The 15615-nt window shown below is 35.6% G+C and carries 17 protein-coding genes, 1 tRNA gene and 2 pseudogenes; 14 read left to right on the top strand and 6 right to left on the bottom strand.

Annotation, left to right across the window (positions count from 1 at the left end):
* The first annotated feature begins 192 nt into the window (after positions 1-192).
* The gene (locus J4T77_RS06950; protein ID WP_317889180.1) at positions 193-852 is read left to right on the top strand and encodes a reverse transcriptase N-terminal domain-containing protein; all 660 of its coding nucleotides are present in this window, start codon (positions 193-195) and stop codon (positions 850-852) included.
* Complete coding sequence (locus J4T77_RS06945) at positions 786-1217, top strand: reverse transcriptase domain-containing protein (protein WP_369409699.1); 432 nt, start codon at positions 786-788, stop codon at positions 1215-1217. The genes J4T77_RS06950 and J4T77_RS06945 overlap by 67 nt, the downstream gene beginning before the upstream one ends.
* Here the strand turns inward: J4T77_RS06945 and J4T77_RS00215 are convergent.
* Positions 1192-2020: pseudogene (locus J4T77_RS00215) on the bottom strand (IS5 family transposase). The gene J4T77_RS06945 and the pseudogene J4T77_RS00215 sit on opposite strands and share 26 nt — an antisense overlap.
* Before the next feature lie 169 nt (positions 2021-2189).
* On the opposite strand from J4T77_RS00215, the gene J4T77_RS07135 reads away from it, so the two are divergent.
* The 8 genes and pseudogenes from J4T77_RS07135 (at position 2190) to J4T77_RS00185 (ending at position 8765) form a co-directional block, all read left to right on the top strand.
* A complete protein-coding gene (locus J4T77_RS07135; protein WP_190321106.1) occupies positions 2190-2588 on the top strand; it encodes a group II intron maturase-specific domain-containing protein in 399 nt (132 codons plus the stop codon).
* A gap of 45 nt (positions 2589-2633) precedes the next feature.
* Positions 2634-2738, top strand: coding sequence for an HNH endonuclease (locus J4T77_RS07130; RefSeq protein WP_190321188.1), 105 nt, complete (start codon positions 2634-2636; stop codon positions 2736-2738).
* A 95-nt stretch (positions 2739-2833) separates the two neighbouring features.
* A pseudogene (locus J4T77_RS00210) lies at positions 2834-3145 on the top strand (nuclease/transposase family protein); the annotation flags it as partial.
* A gap of 214 nt (positions 3146-3359) precedes the next feature.
* Positions 3360-4298 carry a hypothetical protein gene (locus J4T77_RS00205; protein WP_233641043.1) on the top strand — a complete coding sequence of 313 codons (939 nt, stop codon included), beginning with the start codon at positions 3360-3362 and terminating at the stop codon, positions 4296-4298.
* 76 nt (positions 4299-4374) lie between these two features.
* Positions 4375-4452: transfer RNA gene (locus J4T77_RS00200), tRNA-Arg, on the top strand.
* Positions 4453-4534: 82 nt separating this feature from the next.
* Positions 4535-5653, top strand: a complete 1119-nt coding sequence (gene dnaJ / locus J4T77_RS00195) for a molecular chaperone DnaJ (RefSeq protein WP_190321103.1) — start codon at positions 4535-4537, stop codon at positions 5651-5653.
* Between the two features lie 209 nt (positions 5654-5862).
* Positions 5863-7497, top strand: a complete 1635-nt coding sequence (locus J4T77_RS00190) for a ribonuclease J (protein ID WP_190321102.1) — start codon at positions 5863-5865, stop codon at positions 7495-7497.
* A gap of 5 nt (positions 7498-7502) precedes the next feature.
* Positions 7503-8765 carry a Tol-Pal system protein TolB gene (locus J4T77_RS00185; protein ID WP_233641042.1) on the top strand — a complete coding sequence of 421 codons (1263 nt, stop codon included), beginning with the start codon at positions 7503-7505 and terminating at the stop codon, positions 8763-8765.
* A gap of 41 nt (positions 8766-8806) precedes the next feature.
* Here J4T77_RS00185 and gatC read toward each other — a convergent pair whose 3' ends face one another.
* From gatC to J4T77_RS00170, 3 genes are all read right to left on the bottom strand, one after another.
* Complete coding sequence (gene gatC / locus J4T77_RS00180; RefSeq protein WP_010962323.1) at positions 8807-9160, bottom strand: Asp-tRNA(Asn)/Glu-tRNA(Gln) amidotransferase subunit GatC; 354 nt, start codon at positions 9158-9160, stop codon at positions 8807-8809.
* Positions 9150-10076: a ribose-phosphate diphosphokinase gene (locus tag J4T77_RS00175; protein WP_233641041.1), complete on the bottom strand. Its 927-nt coding sequence runs from the start codon at positions 10074-10076 to the stop codon at positions 9150-9152. The genes gatC and J4T77_RS00175 overlap by 11 nt, the downstream gene beginning before the upstream one ends.
* A gap of 303 nt (positions 10077-10379) precedes the next feature.
* On the bottom strand, positions 10380-11246 hold the full coding sequence (locus J4T77_RS00170; RefSeq protein WP_190321101.1) for an ankyrin repeat domain-containing protein: 867 nt from the start codon (positions 11244-11246) through the stop codon (positions 10380-10382).
* Between the two features lie 437 nt (positions 11247-11683).
* On the opposite strand from J4T77_RS00170, the gene J4T77_RS00165 reads away from it, so the two are divergent.
* Positions 11684-11884, top strand: coding sequence for a hypothetical protein (locus J4T77_RS00165; RefSeq protein ID WP_190321100.1), 201 nt, complete (start codon positions 11684-11686; stop codon positions 11882-11884).
* A 101-nt stretch (positions 11885-11985) separates the two neighbouring features.
* Here J4T77_RS00165 and ltrA read toward each other — a convergent pair whose 3' ends face one another.
* Complete coding sequence (gene ltrA / locus J4T77_RS00160; RefSeq protein ID WP_190321099.1) at positions 11986-13299, bottom strand: group II intron reverse transcriptase/maturase; 1314 nt, start codon at positions 13297-13299, stop codon at positions 11986-11988.
* Positions 13262-13390, bottom strand: coding sequence for a hypothetical protein (locus tag J4T77_RS06940; RefSeq protein WP_255324786.1), 129 nt, complete (start codon positions 13388-13390; stop codon positions 13262-13264). Before J4T77_RS06940 ends, ltrA begins: the two co-directional genes overlap by 38 nt.
* Positions 13391-13783: 393 nt before the next feature.
* Between J4T77_RS06940 and J4T77_RS00155 the strand changes: the two genes are divergently transcribed.
* From J4T77_RS00155 to J4T77_RS00150, 3 genes are all read left to right on the top strand, one after another.
* A complete protein-coding gene (locus J4T77_RS00155; RefSeq protein WP_223823042.1) occupies positions 13784-14506 on the top strand; it encodes a WD_0033/WD_0034 family tandem repeat-containing protein in 723 nt (240 codons plus the stop codon).
* A 38-nt stretch (positions 14507-14544) separates the two neighbouring features.
* Positions 14545-14775, top strand: a complete 231-nt coding sequence (locus tag J4T77_RS07440) for a WD_0033/WD_0034 family tandem repeat-containing protein (RefSeq protein ID WP_458695081.1) — start codon at positions 14545-14547, stop codon at positions 14773-14775.
* Positions 14776-14876: 101 nt separating this feature from the next.
* Positions 14877-15122: a hypothetical protein gene (locus tag J4T77_RS00150; RefSeq protein ID WP_233641040.1), complete on the top strand. Its 246-nt coding sequence runs from the start codon at positions 14877-14879 to the stop codon at positions 15120-15122.
* The last annotated feature ends 493 nt before the right edge of the window (positions 15123-15615 follow it).

The following is a 15615-nucleotide window of genomic DNA, read 5'->3' as shown; positions in this document are numbered from 1 at the left end:
AAGCTCTTATATTCATTAAATATAAGTAGGTAGCCAACCACAAGCCGCTATGTGGAAGGATTATTTAAGAAGCTAATGCCCAAAGTAATATCTGGGATATGCAGACGTAAACACTTTAATTTGGAAGGTAAAGTGGTGAATAGTAGTGAATATGTTATGGACTAGCAAAAAGCTAGGTATGAATGGAATGGAATTCCTTGGCGAAAGCTGAAGAAATCTTCATTTAAGCTACAAAAACGAATTTACCAAGCCTCTAAATGTAATGATATCAAAAAGATGCACAACCTTCAGAGATTATTACTCAAATCAACAAGTGCAAGAACGATCGCAGTTAGAAGGGTAACTCAGGACAACAGAGGGAAAAAAACTGCAGGTATTGATGGAAAAGCTAACCTTAGTCAAAAAGAAAGATTGCAATTGGCAAACTCCTTAGATATAAGAGAGAAAGCAAAGCCATCAAGACGTGTCTGGATCCCAAAACCTGGTAAGCCATCGGAATATCGCCCGCTTGGTATACCAACTATATCGTGTCGAGCAAAACAAACACTTGTAAAAATGGTGTTGGAACCAGAATGGGAGGCAAAACTTGAGCCAAACACTTATGGTTTTAGACCTGGTAGATCATGTCATGATGCAATTGAAGCCATATTTAATGTGCTAAAACAGAAAACAGCATATGTATTAGATGCTGATATTTCTGGATGCTTTGACAATATTAACCATAATAAACTGCTTGAAAACCACACCAGCGTTAAAGAAAATCATAAGAGGATGGTTAGAAGCGGGTGTTATGGAAGGTGGAAAGCTTCAATCCACAAAACGTGGTACAATTCAAGGAGGCACCGTTGCTAGCTTGTGTTGCATTACACGGATTAGAGCAACATGTCAAAAAAGCACTAACAAACGAACTCTTTCAATGCATGAAAAGAAAATATGGTAGGATATCGCATAAAAACGCGCAAAAGTCTATTAGTGTAATTTTCTACTGTGATGATTTTGTCATCATACATGAAAACGAAGAGATTATTCTTAAAGCAAAAATTTTAGTTGAAGAATGGTTAGAAACCATTGGACTAAAATTAAAGCCCTCTAAAACAAGAATTTCTCATACATTAAGAACCATTGACGAAACAAAACCAGGATTTGATTTTCTTGGATTTTCAATAAGAGGTTGTTCGGAAACTAGTAAATTCAAGCATATTCCCTCTTTAACATAACCCTACTCATAGCTAGGTATATGAAATTCTCAGTGGATGTTGTGAGTAAATCATACTCCTTCGATAGCCTTCTATTCCTATTAACCCAAGCAAAAGTCCTTTCTACAACCCATCTTCTTGGCTGTACTTTTAAACCCTTGTTCTCTTGTTGGTAGTAGCTCAGGTGGCGTATCTTTGTGCACCCAAAATCTACATGGAGGCCTTTTAACAATTTCAATATCTATGTCATATTCTTCCTTTATGTGATTCTTTAAATTTCTTCCTTGGTATCCCATGTCAGCCCACATTTTTTTAACTTTAGTATATTTTGTTCTCATATTGTTTAATGCTATTTTAATACCATCTCTATCATTTTCGTTAGCAGCGCCTACGTAACAACCTAGTATAAAACCCTGAGTGTCTGTAATTATATGCCTTTTTCTACCCTTTACTTTTTACTTCCATCATAGCTTTGATCCCCCTTTTCTGTAGTCTTTACAGATTGACTATCTACTATACAGGCACTCGGCTGCTCATTCTTTCCTATTTTTCTTCTACTATATTTTGTAATTTCATAATTCATTTTCTCAAAAATTCCCTGCTTCTTCCATTGCCTGAACTGCTCATACACAGTCTTCCATAGCGGAAAATCATTTGGTAAATACCGCCATTGACACCCTGTACGCAATACATAGAAAATTGCTTCTAATATTTTTTTTTGCTATACTTTGGCAGCCTTCCTCTTTCTTGTATGATACTCTGAAGTGTTTTTCTATTCTTGCCCATTCCCTTTCGCTTAGATCTGTTGGATACTTTTTTCTCATCTTTACCCCGTACTAAAATTTCAGATATTATAGCCTTTTACTTGTTTCCGGACAACCTCTAAGACAATATCCAACAAAAGAAAGTAAAAAAGGTTACACATTATTAATAAAACCAAGTCGTAATTCTATAAAGCAGCATACATTTGCTATTAAACATAAACTTAGAGAAATGCGTGGGGCGCCACAGGAAGTAATAATAAGGAATCTCAATCCAATAAACAGAGGATGGAGTCAATATTACTCTTCGGTAGTTTCATGTAAAATCTTTAGCTCATTGGATAATACTATACATAGAAAGCTCTGGAAGTGGGCAGTCTTTAGGTACCCAAACAAAGGGAAATGCTGGATAAAAAGAAAATACTTTAAAAAGTATAATAACGATAACTGGCGTTTTATGACAAGTAACAAGATACATTTTATTATACACAGCGATCATGTTATTAAACGACATATCAAAGTGCAAAAAACCAGATCTCCATATGATGGTGATTGGGTTTATTGGGGTAAACGTCTGAGAAAAATACCAGATAAGCCATTAAGAGTAATAAAACTATTGAAGTTACAATAAAGTAAATGTGATAATTGTAGACTATGGTTTAAAAGTGATGATACAATAGAAATACATCACAAAGACCGGAATAGACGAAACAACATGATCAAAAACTTATCTTTGTTACATGGACATTGTCACGATGAATTACACAGGAGGTGTGCATGAAAAGCTCCAAATTGGAGAGAAGCCGTATGAGGCGCAAAGTCTCACGTACGGTTTTGAAGTCGAGTGAGGAGGGGCGACCTTCTTCACTTAGACAACAATATGCAGATGAAACTGCGGAAGAAGACTTAAGGAAAATAGCAGAAAAAGCACCAATAATAAAGTTAGCCTACGATGAATTAGACAGGTTTAGCTGGAATGAAAAAGATTTAGTAGCATATGAAGAAAGAATAATGGATCTGCGGAAAGAAGAAGCCATTCTTGAATACAAACTTGAGGAAGGTATAGAGAAAGGAAAAATCGAAGTTGCAAAAAATTTACTTAAAGCTGGTGTATCTGTTAATTTAATAGCTGAATCCACTGGCCTTTCTCAAGCTGAAATTGTACAGCTTAAGCAAGAAGTGGCCTAAGTATCACGTTTTTCAGGGCTTTTTTAGCTCGGCAGTGGTCTAAAAAGTCCATTTTTCACTTTATAAAATGTTTATATTTTACCACCTACTTTATTTGAATAAGTTCTTCTGCCACACTCTGAACGGATACTTGAATCAGGCTCAAGTTGACAAGTAGATGTTATCTTGTTATAATAAATATTTATTAATTTAACCTTAACTTAAGGGGGTATTGATGGTAGCAAGTAATAGTGTTTTAAAAAGGTATGCGTTAGCCTATATAAAGAAATTAGGTGATAATAATATTGAAGGGTTTCTAGAGTATTGTAATAATACACCGAATTTAACTTGGAGCAAGGAGAATTTTAAAAATGTGTATGAAGAATTTACACATCCAAGTTCAAGCAATAGGCACGATACAGGAAGCAGAAATGATCAATATAACGCAGGGAATAACGCACAACCTACAGGCTCTCAGATTACACATATACATGTACACAATAGAGGTTTAGATTTTTGGGATTATTTGCTATTACAATGCTGGATGGATTCTTTATTCGGTGGACGTGGTCACACTACGGTTAATAATATAACGAATATTAACAATGGTAATACCACTCATCAAGGGAGAAAAGAGAATAAAAAAGAATCAGAAGACAGTAGAAAGCTATTAGCTTTGGGTATAGTAGCTGCAGTTGTGTGTGTTGCTTTCCATGCTGGTATGTGTTTTTGGTATAACAGCAGCAGAAAAGTGGCTAGAAAAGAAGAAAAAATAGATTACCTGGATAGTAAATTTAAAACGTTCAGAAATATAGAATTTGCGGTTGGCGTTGTTTCTTTGGCAGCTTTGGTAGCTTGTGCTGTTTACCCAGTCTTACCAGTGTGGGGTTTAGCTATCCTTGGCGTTAATTCTCTCGTATGTTTTGCTGGTGGTTTAGCTTTTCATATGAAGCATGAGGAAGAATTAGAAAATATCGAGAAAGCTAAAGGAGCGGTAGATAGCTATCTTAGACAAGGGCATGGTTATGGAGATTCTCCTCGTTATGATGCACCACCTTCTTACGATCCTAATACTACTCCAACTACTCCAACTGCTCCAACTGCTCCTCCTCGTAGTGAATTTGATAATTCTAATACGAAATGGCAGCCTGAGAATTATAAGGTTCATGTATGATAGAAATCAATAGTTTTATTTTTAGCCAAATTAATTGAATCAAGCTACAAAACCTGCTAAAGTTAACTTTGTGAAAGCACCCTTAGCTCAGTTGGATTAGAGCATTTGACTACGGATCAAAAGGTCGGGCGTTCAAGTCGCTCAGGGTGCACCACATTTTATAGGAAACAGAAGTCACACTTGAAATTAATATATGTAATACCTATCTTTAAAGGTTAAGCACTAAACTATTATATATGAGCAAAAAAGACTACTATGATCTGCTGGAAGTAGGCAGAAATGCCAGTGTTGATGAGATAAAAAAAGCGTATAAAAAATTAGCATTAAAATATCATCCTGATAGAAATCCTGGCAATCAAGAAGCAGAGGAAAAATTTAAAGAAGTAACAGCTGCATATGAAGTTCTGTCTGACTCTGAGAAAAGGGCAGGCTATGACCGTTATGGCCACGAAGGTGCTTCTGGTGGATTTCAAGGCTTTAGCTCTGCAGGAGATTTTAGCGACATATTCAATGACTTCTTTGGTGGAGGATTCGGTGGTGGTGCAAGTAGATCGAGAGCAAAAAGAAGTACAACAGGAGTATCTGGAGCAGACCTACGTTATGATCTTGAAATTACCTTAGAAGATGCATTTAAAGGAATACAAGCGCCTATACATTATGTGACAAATGTAAAATGTGATACATGCCAAGGCACAGGTGGCGAAGGAGCAATTAAACCAGTTCAGTGCCACACATGCCAGGGAAGCGGTAGGATTAGAACTCAACAAGGCTTTTTTACCATCGAAAGAACATGTACTACATGCTATGGGGAAGGAGAAATAATACAAAACAAATGTAAGAAATGTGATGGAAGTGGACGTAGAAGAGATGAAGTAAATATATCCGTTTCAATTCCAAAAGGCATAGAAGAAGGAGCTAAGGTAAGGATAAGTGGTAAAGGAGAAGCTGGAACAAAAGGTGGAAAAAGTGGAGATTTATACGTATACGTGAAAATAATTTTCCATAAAATCTTTGCTAGAAATAAAGCAGATTTACACTGTAAAGTGCCTATAAGAATGACACTAGCAGTGCTTGGTGGTGAAATCGATATTCAATCAATTGATGGAGCTAAAATAAAAGTAAAGGTCCCTGAAGGCACTCAAACTGGTACCAAACTACGTTGTAGGGAAAAGGGTATGCCATATATGAACTCACATGCTCGTGGTGATTTATACGTACAGGTAATAGTTGAGACTTTAAATCCAAAAAATTTAACTAAAAAGCAAATTGAACTATTAAAAGCGCTTGAAGAAGAGGAAAATGCAAGTGTACAACAGCAATCTGAAGGGTTTTTTAGTAAAGTAAAAAAAAAATAAGAAATCTGCTAAATGACATTAAAGGGGTAACTGTTTACGGGTTTTCATTTAATCCTGCAATTCTTTGACCTTATTAATGGAAAACTTAACAATAGTGTTATTATTAGCCAACAGAAACTTCTTAGTTCCTTAAAACTATGTAAAAGCAATAAATTTCTTTATTTAAGGTCGAAGTTTTGCTATTCTCAGGTTTTAATAATTTAAATTTAATGAATATAAACAAAAATGAGTTTTTATTTCTTCCGCTTGGGGGAGTAGGAAGAATCGGGATGAATGTTAGCCTATATCATTACCAAGGTAAGTGGATTATGATCGACCTTGGTGTTGGTTTTGCAGATGAAACTATGCCAGGTGTTGAGCTGCTCATTGCTGATATAGATTTTATTGCTCAAAGAAAAAAAGATTTACTTGGAATAATAATTACACATGCACATGAGGACCACTGCGGTGCAGTGCCCCGCTTGTGGGAAGAGTTGCAGTGCCCCATATATACAACAAAGTTTACGGTTAATTTTCTTAAAGAGAAACTAAAAGAATTTCGATTGGAAGGTATAGTGCCTGTGAAAGAGGTAGACATAAATGGCAGCATAAATTTGGGTCCTTTTACCGTCGAGTTTATAAATGTAACTCATTCAATTCCTGAGGCAAATTCAATATTAATTAGCACTGAAATGGGTAGTGCACTCCATACCGGAGACTGGAAATTTGATCCAAAACCTGTTGTTGGATTAACTTCTAATATGGAGCGTCTAAAAGAAATTGGCGATAAAGGTGACCTGCTTGCAGCAATTTGCGATTCAACCAATATATTAAGCAAGCATCACCCTGAGTCAGAAGGTGAAATTTATAATAATATTTATAACATAATAAAGCGGTCTAAAAAATTAGTTGCTGTTTCGCTATTCGCTTCAAATGTGGCACGAATTGAAACGATAAGCCAAGCTGCAAAAGCACTAAATAGAAAAGTAGTTTTACTTGGTAGATCTTTATGGAGAATAGTGAAAGTTGCGCAAGATAGTGGTTATTTAACTGATTCTCCTCAGTTTCTTGAAGCAAAGGAAGCAGTAAATTTTCCAAGGGAAGAACTGGTGCTACTTTGCACAGGTTGTCAAGGTGAGCCACTGGCAGCTACCGCAAGACTTGCTGCTAAGAGTCATCAAGCATTTAAAATGCAGCAAGGTGATACCATGATCTTTTCGTCAAAAATCATTCCTGGAAATGAAACTCGTGCGCACAACATGCTCAATGCCTTTATTGAGATGGGGGTAGAAGTTATTACTGAAAAAACAGAGCATGTTCATGCTTCTGGGCATCCAACAAGAGAAGAGCTAAAGGAAATGTATTCTTTAATAAAACCGAAGATGTCTATTCCAGTTCACGGCGAATATATTCACACGCATGCACATGTAAAATTTGCTAAAGAGTGCGGTGTGGCAAAAGCAATAATGATTGCACCAGGTGATATTGTTAATTTGGAGAACGGAGGAAAGGTTGATTCAATTGATGTTGACTACTTTGGTATTGATGGTATGTTGCTACGTCATCCGGAGAGCAGTGTTATAAAAATGCGTAAAAGAATGAGAGATGCCGGAGTTATTGTGGTAACAGCAGTTGTAAACAAGAAAAATAAATTGCTTGCTAAACCAAAAGTATTTGTACCTGGTGTTTTTGAAGTGCTAGAAGATGCAGCTACCATACAGAAAATTGTCAAGAAAGTTGAGTCGTTGTTTAGTTTGCAGCCAACAAAAAAAATTCAAAATAAGATTGAAAGTTCAATATTGAGTATCTTAAAGGAATATTTACTAAAAAGGCCTATAATTGAGGTTCAGATAGAACAGGTATGAAATGAATGAAGCTATTCGTTCATCTGGTGTTATTTATTTCGTTATTTATTCCTTATTTTACAAAAGCTGCTTTATATGTTGATATAAAAAAAAGCAGTGTTGGTAACATTGGTCTTGTTGTATCTAAATGTACATGTAAAACAGCGTTGGAAAGCGAATTAAGCGAAAATATTGCAAAGGTAATAGGAACAAATTTATCTAATTGTGGCTTATTTAATGTAAAACGTGGCGCGGAAGCTGAATCTAAATCTTGGAAAAGCGATACTGTAGTCACAGTAAGTTTAAGCGAAATATCTGGTAGTGCATTAGAGCTATCATTTCGTTTATTTGACGCTTTTACAAAAAGAGAATTACTTACTCAGTCAGTTGTTTTTCCAGCAAAAGACTGGAGAAAAATTGGTCACCTCGTTTCGGATGTGATACATGATAGATTAATTGGTGAGAAAGGGCACTTCAACACAAAAATCACGTATATCGCTGAAGAAAAAGATAGCAACTACAAATCTGTGCGTAAAATTGCTGTGATGAATCAAGATGGAAGTAATATAAAATACTTAACAAATGGCGATAGATTTGTGTCAACACCGAGATTCTCACCAAATGGAAAGGGTATTGTTTATATCTCGTACGCAAATGGTAAAAGTTATATAATATTAAAAAATTTAAAAGATAACACTGAATCAATAATCAGCGCATTTGAAGGAGTTGTTTCTGCACCAAGATTTTCTCCCGATGGTAAATCTCTTTTAATTTCCCACTCATTGGGTGGTGAAACGAATATATTATCTTTGGATTTAAGTAGTAAACGAACAAAAAAAATTACTAAAGGTTCAGCTATAAGCACTTCTCCCTCTTTTTCTCCAGATCAAAAGTATATGGCTTTTAGTTCTGATATAAGTGGGAGTCAGCAACTGTACGTTATCGATTTTACTAACAAAAGTAAAAAACCTAAAAGAATTAGTTTTGGAAGTGGAAGATATGCTACGCCTGTTTGGTCGCCAAAAGGAGATCTGATAGCTTTTACAAAGATTCAGTCAGGAAAATTTTACATAGGAGTTATGAAGCCAGATGGCAAAGAAGAACGTCTGCTTTCAGAGGGGCATAAAATTGAATCCCCGGCATGGTTACCAAATGGTAGAGAAATCATTTTTACAAGAACAGAATCACCAAGCAACTCTAAACTATATTTAGTAGACTTAGTAAAGAAAGATCAAAAAATGGTTTCCACTCCCACAAATGCTTCTTTACCGGATTGGTCTTATTTTTGAAAGTAGATCTATTATAGATTTGATATGAGCCTTATTTTACTTTAATTGCTTATAACCTTTGGCACTACGAAATACCCATGCTCAGGTTTTGTATTGGACAATATCTCTTTTTTAATGTTTTGAGAATTTATAACATCATCGCGTACATGAATGTCCTTGTCTATGCTGCCATAACGCATAGGAGAAACACCTTCAGTATTAACTTGCAATAAAGTATCATGTATCCAATCCAGCATTGTCAGTTCTTTGGAGTAGTGATCAATCTCGTCATTTGATAACTTAATCCTTACAAGCTGTGCAATTTTAAGCATTTCTTCTTTGGTAATTGTTATTTTTCTCTTATTTGCAAATTCTATTAGTGAAGTAATAACGTCTTCTGTTGACTTAGCTGGCATCTTTACCTCCTTGGATAAAGTGAGTTAAAATATCTACGACCGAAACAACTTCTATTTTACCAGTTTTTTCAAATTTGTGAAGTATGGTATCCGTAATCACTAATTTATCTAAAGAAGAGGAAGAAATTTTCTCAACTGCACTTCCTGAAAGCACGCCATGTGTGATGCATGAAATTACGGACTTTGCTCCGTGGCCTTTTAAAGCAAGAGCTGCATTACACAATGTTCCACCAGAGTCAACTATATCATCAACAATGACACAATTTTTATTTGCAACTTCTCCTATTATGTTCATTACTTGAGATGTGCCTGCTTTCTCCCTATATTTATCTACTACAATAATCTTATCATTTAACCCTATCTTGTACTTTTCCTCTAAAGTCGTTGCAAAAGCACGTGCTCTGCCAATTGCTCCAACATCAGGTGCAACAATTGCCAAATTTTCTGTGTGTATAGAGTCAACAAATGCTTCAAAGCAGTTCAAATTAGTTATCGGTACATCAAAGAATCCTTCAATTTGACTTGAGTGCAAATCAATAACTGCAACGCTACTTGCACCTGCAGTTTGAATAAGATTTGCAACTAATTTGGCACTTAAAGCAGACTGCACATTATTGTTCTTGATAATTCTATCTTGCCTGCTATATCCATAATAAGGGATAATTACTACTATCCTTTTGGCTCCTAATCTATTTACTGCATCAATTATAAGCAGAAGCTCCATAAGATTATCATTCACAGGGGGAGAAAGAGATTGTATTATATATACTTCTTGATTATATAGATCATTTGCTACTTCTACATTTACCTCACCATCGGTAAACTTTGATATCCAAGCAGAGGATGGTTGAACATCTAGCCGGTTAACTACTGATTCCCCTAATTCCTTACTAGCATTACCTATTATTATCTTCATAACGCACTAATTGAGTTTTTAAGATTATACAGAAATTGTGAAATAATTGAAATGTAAGTGTCTTTATCTAGCATTCTTGTCGGTGAATTAGATACCTCTTGTACAATGACCTGTCATTTTCACGCGTTGTTTCAATATATAGACCCAAATTGAAACAACTATACAAAATCCTGCTTATGTTTCAAGATAAATGACTTTAATGAAATATAATTTATCTAGTCATTTGTATCTGCTAACATACTACACTTCCCATTGTAGAGCCTCTGCAACTTACTGAAATTTATAATCGCTTTATAAAAAGCTTTATACTCTTTGCTTAATTGGAGGCGCTACCTCTGCACTTTCTGCTCTGTCTAGGGTACTACTTGGTTTTTCTGCAGTAATTTTTTGAATGCTACCATCTACCTTATTCTTGATATCTGCTCCATATGATCTTAATACTTCAATAGCTTTCTCGTTTCCACTATTCAGCGCAATATCCAAAGCATCCATTCCATCATTATTTTTGTGGTTGATAAAATTCTCTAACTCAAAGATTTTTATATATTGCTCAATGATGAATTCTACCACTTTTCCAGGGCAATTATTAGCGGCAGGAAAGAGTACTGCATTGTTATTATTGTCTTTCTTTGTTACATCTGCTTTGAGCTTGTCTATCAAATACTTGATAATTTCTATTCTGCTATCATCTTCTGCTTCAGTGCACTGCCTAGCAGCTAAAAACAGAGCTGTTCGCCCATTATTGTCCATATCTTCAATATCTTGTCCCTTATCAATTAAGGCTTGTATTATATTTTTGTTCCCATATAAAGCAGCAAAGTGAAGAGGAGTATACCCTTCGGTACTTTCTCTTTCATTAATCAATGCACCATGGCTAGCTAGTAATTCTATAAATTCTGGCGTATTTGCAAAAACTGCAAAGTGCATTGGTGTTAGATCATCTTTACCATGATTTTGAGTTTTTGCATTAACGTTTGCTCCATTTTTTATCAGCAATTTTGCTATTTCTAATTGTTTGCGTCCGATGGCAATATGCAGTGGCGTACGATTGCGTTCATAATGATCATTGACGTTTGTGCCACATTTTATTAGTAGTTCTGCAGCTTCAATATTACCTTCCTGAATTGCAACGTATAAGGAAGCATATCCATCTTTTGTTTCCTCTGTCATACGAAATTGCAAACATGTTAGTTCATATATTATTAAGGATTATTATTAAGTTTTTATTAATACAATATTAATGTAGCGGGATGACGAGCTTATCGTCATCCCGCCGCGAACCGTCATACCACTGCGAACCGTCATACCGCCGCGGTATCTCTAGATCCCGCTAACAAGCAGCGGGATGACGGTTTTTCAAATTATCGTAAGTCAGTTTAGCTATAGCTACAAGTTTCATTCTTCCCTTACAAATAACTTTACTGCGTCCTTTTTTCGGATTCAGAATTAGCAAGAAACGTTCTTGTAAGGCGGTCTACTAAAATTTTGCTTTATAAAACAATGTCTGAACTATGCAATTAATACATTATCAACACAACTGATTCATAAAAGCAAATATTATAACCACGAAGAGAGAAAATGTTATGCTTAGTTTAATAAGAAAGACCTTGAGAAAAAAAATGACTCATCAGGTAAACGATTCGAAATTGAAAGAGAAAGATGAAAAAAGTATTTTAAAATTAGCATCAAAAATAGAAGGCAAAAAAAGTAGCATTGCTGAAGAACTAGAAAAAATATCTGAAAAGGAAAAACAAAGGATTCTTACTACGGAAGTAAGTAAACATCGGGGTAAAGAATCAGTCTGGTAGAGACTCATGACCTTGAAACCAGCGATTTGGTCTCATAACCATAGTCTCCCCAAAAGAACCGTGCTTGCGGATTTCCCGCACACGGCTCCACAATACAGCGTTCACACTAGTGCTCCTGTGTATAAAGAAACATATACCTTTGGTTTTGGTAATGGATTTACTTTTAAATAGTGTATAAATTGTTCCCAATCCATACTTTTCTTTTGACTACGTCGGTTTATCCACTTAAATGCTAACTTTGTTACCGGTCGATAGAATTGAATCAAACACCGATAATTTCCGCTAACTCCGAAGTAGCTATAGTGTCCTGTTAGTTTGGCTTTAAGTTTCTGCCACCAATCTTTGAAACAGATACGACTTCGTACCATCTTCAACCATTCTTTGATTTCTTTAATCTTTCTGGCTAGGCTTATTTTTGAAGTTTTCTGCTTCATCATAAGTTTACCATTACGACTTTTTCCACAATAATGTGTAAATCCTAGAAAGTTGAAGCTAGCCGTCCTACGTTTCTCTCTTTCTGCTTGATACCATTCTTTCTTACCAAACTTTACTATTTTTGTTTTATTTTCAGCTATTTCCAACCCAAATTTACTTAGTCTTTGTTTCAGTAATTCTAGAAATTCTTTTGCGTCTTCTTCCCTCTCGCAGCCAACTACAAAATCGTCGCAAAACCTTATTAGCTGTAAATATCCTCTGGCTTTTGGCTTAAATTTCTTTTCAAACCATAAGTCCAGCACATAGTGTAAGTATATATTAGCTAATACAGGGCTTACTATACCACCTTGTGGTGTGCCTTGATCGGTTGCTTTATAACATCCAACTTCGACTATTCCTGCCTTTAGAAATCGTTTTATTAACCACAATAAATTTGGGTCAGCTATTCGTTCCCTTAGACAATTCATTAGCCATTTATGTTGAACATTATCAAAGAACTTCTTGATATCCACTTCTACAATATAGTTAATTGGTTTGTGCATAACTGCTTTATCTAGAGCGTTTATCGCCTGATGACAATTTCTTCCTGGTCGAAATCCATACGAGCTGTCCATAAAGTTTGCTTCATAAATATTTTCTAATATCTTCTTTAGCATTACCTGTACCAACTTATCTTCCGTTGATGGTATTCCGAGACCGCGCTTCTCTTTGCTCCCGGCTTTGGGTATGTATACCCTTTTCACTGGTAGCGGTTGATATTGTTTTCTCTTCATACTATCCACTAGTGTTTTAAGTTTCTCTTCTAGATTTTCTCCATAAGCTTCCACTGTCACACGATCTATACTACAAGCCTTGTTGCGTTTTAGTTCCTTATAACACTCTGCAAGATTCTCTTCATTAATCAAATGAACTAATGATGTAAATTTTACTCGCTTATCTTGCTTAGCCCTTACTGCTATCTGGTTTAGTTTTCCTTGCATACTCCTCTAATCTCTGTTGTATTGGTATAGCAATCCCTATACCAGTCACTATATTGCTAACCGCTTCCCCTTGTATGTGGCTTTCCCACACTCCGAGTACTATCAATTAGTCCGACTTCCTTTGCATCTTCCTCCAGTCCTCGCCTTTATTGACTTGTTCCAGAGTACCCTTACAGGAATACAAAGGATCTCCCAAGTTCACGTAAGGTCCATCTCAACACATGACGCGGCCTTCGATCCCGATGAGGTGAGTAATATCTTGCCTTAGCGTTATTACCCATGTTGCCTTCCACCAAATGTAAAGTGTCAGCCCCCATGACGCGTGAATTACGGGACTCAATACCTTCACTTTCGTTGCACCCTATGTTGTCCATTCCATTAGCTTTACTACGCTCGTTACCTTACGCAGCATAATGGTTTGTTCCAGGTTGCCGGCTAAGCTTTACCCGTGTTGGATTTTCACCAACTGTTCCTTACGCACTTCTTGGCGCACACTATTATATCACTTGCTTATGCTATACTACGTAAAGATAGTATAGCTGTTGAGAAAATGTTAAGAGTAGCTAAAGAAAACGGTATTCTGAAAGACATTCTTGACGCAACAACAATTATAAAATATCCAGGTGGTCAGGAAGAAACTTGCACACCACTTACTTATGCCATATTATGTAAAAATAGCAAAACTATTGAAGAAACTTTAAAAGTCTCTAAAGAAAACGGTATTCTGAAAGATATTCTTAACGCAACAACAACTATAAAATATCCAGATGGTCGGAGAGCAACTGTTACACCACTTGCTTATGCTATACTATATGAAGATAGTATAGCTATTGAAGAAATTTTAAAAGTCTCTAAGGAGAACAGTATTCTGAAAGATATTCTTAACGCAACAATAACTATAAAATGTCTAGATGGTCGGAGAGTAACTGTTACACCACTTGCTTATGCTATACTACGTAAAGATAGTATGGCTGTTGAGAAAATGTTAAGAGTAGCTAAAGAAAACGGTATTCTGAAAGACATTCTTGACGCAACAACAACTATAAAATACCCAGATGGTCAGGAAGAAACTTGCACACCACTTGCTTATGCTATACTACGTAAAGATAGTATAGCTGTTGAGAAAATGTTAAGAGTAGCTAAAGAAAACGGTATTCTGAAAGACATTCTTAACACAACAATAACCATAAAAATAATCAAAAAGTAACTGATAAGTTACTTGCCGCATTACATGATCGCAAAGTTATTCAAAAAATTTTAGACATAGCTAGAGAAAATGATATTCTGAAAGACATTCTTAATGCAACAATAACTATAAAATATCCAGATAGTGAAGAAAAAATCTACACACCACTTACTTATACAATATCATGTAAAAGCAACGAAGCTTTTAATACAACAAGAGCTATAATCAAGATGGTCAGGAAAAAACTCACATCCCATTTCCTACCCTTGATAAAAGAGAAACTGAATTAAAATTAAAAGAAAAAAGACAAAGTAGAAGAGATGAGGGATTAAATTTTAACAATGGTAGCAGTGACAAAAATGTTGAAATAAAAGTTAATGGGGATATCTTGTTGCAGCATAGTAGTGGAATTGAAAATGAAATAAATCATACTGCTGTACGTAATGATGTAAGGGGGGTAAAGCCTCTAATAGAAAGTAGAGTAAATGTTAAAGTACAGAATATAAATGCAGTGATTGCAACTTCTGTGACACTTGAGTTGGTAGCTAGTAAAATAACATGTGTACTGTCAAAACCCACCACTAAATTGGAAGAAGTAGCTATAACATATTTTCAAGGTTTAGCACTATATTTGTGAAACTTAATTTATATGTGCTAAACAAGATGCTGATTAGTTTTATAGCTAACCCAAGAAAGGTTTCCCTACGTCATACCGCCGCGGTATCTCTAGATCCCGCTGCGGGATGACGATTGTCGTTTAGCCATAAATATTTAAGAAATTTACCAAACAAAAAAAAGGCAAAAGAAGCCCTGGGGTTATTATCCGCTTTAAAATATTGGCGTTTTTTATGTTTTAAACGCTTGACAAGCGAGATTCAGCCGCTTTTAATTGCAACTAACTTACGCTGCAAATGTTTAAGAAATTTACTAAGCAGAAGAAAAGACAAAGAACCCCCGAGTTAGCTAGTCTTTTACTATCTCTGTCGAGTATTGGCATTTTTTGATGTCTTGTAACGCTTTATAAGCGCGTTCAGCTTATTTAGATAAAAATCTAGATGTAGATGAAGTTTTGTAAAGACATACAGTATCTATATACTGCAAAAAATTGAACATAAGACGCCGATACATTA

Origin of the sequence: Wolbachia endosymbiont of Drosophila innubila, assembly GCF_021378375.1 — a bacterium.
Taxonomy (GTDB): Bacteria; Pseudomonadota; Alphaproteobacteria; order Rickettsiales; family Anaplasmataceae; genus Wolbachia; species Wolbachia pipientis.
This window is presented reverse-complemented; position numbering and strand designations above follow the sequence as displayed.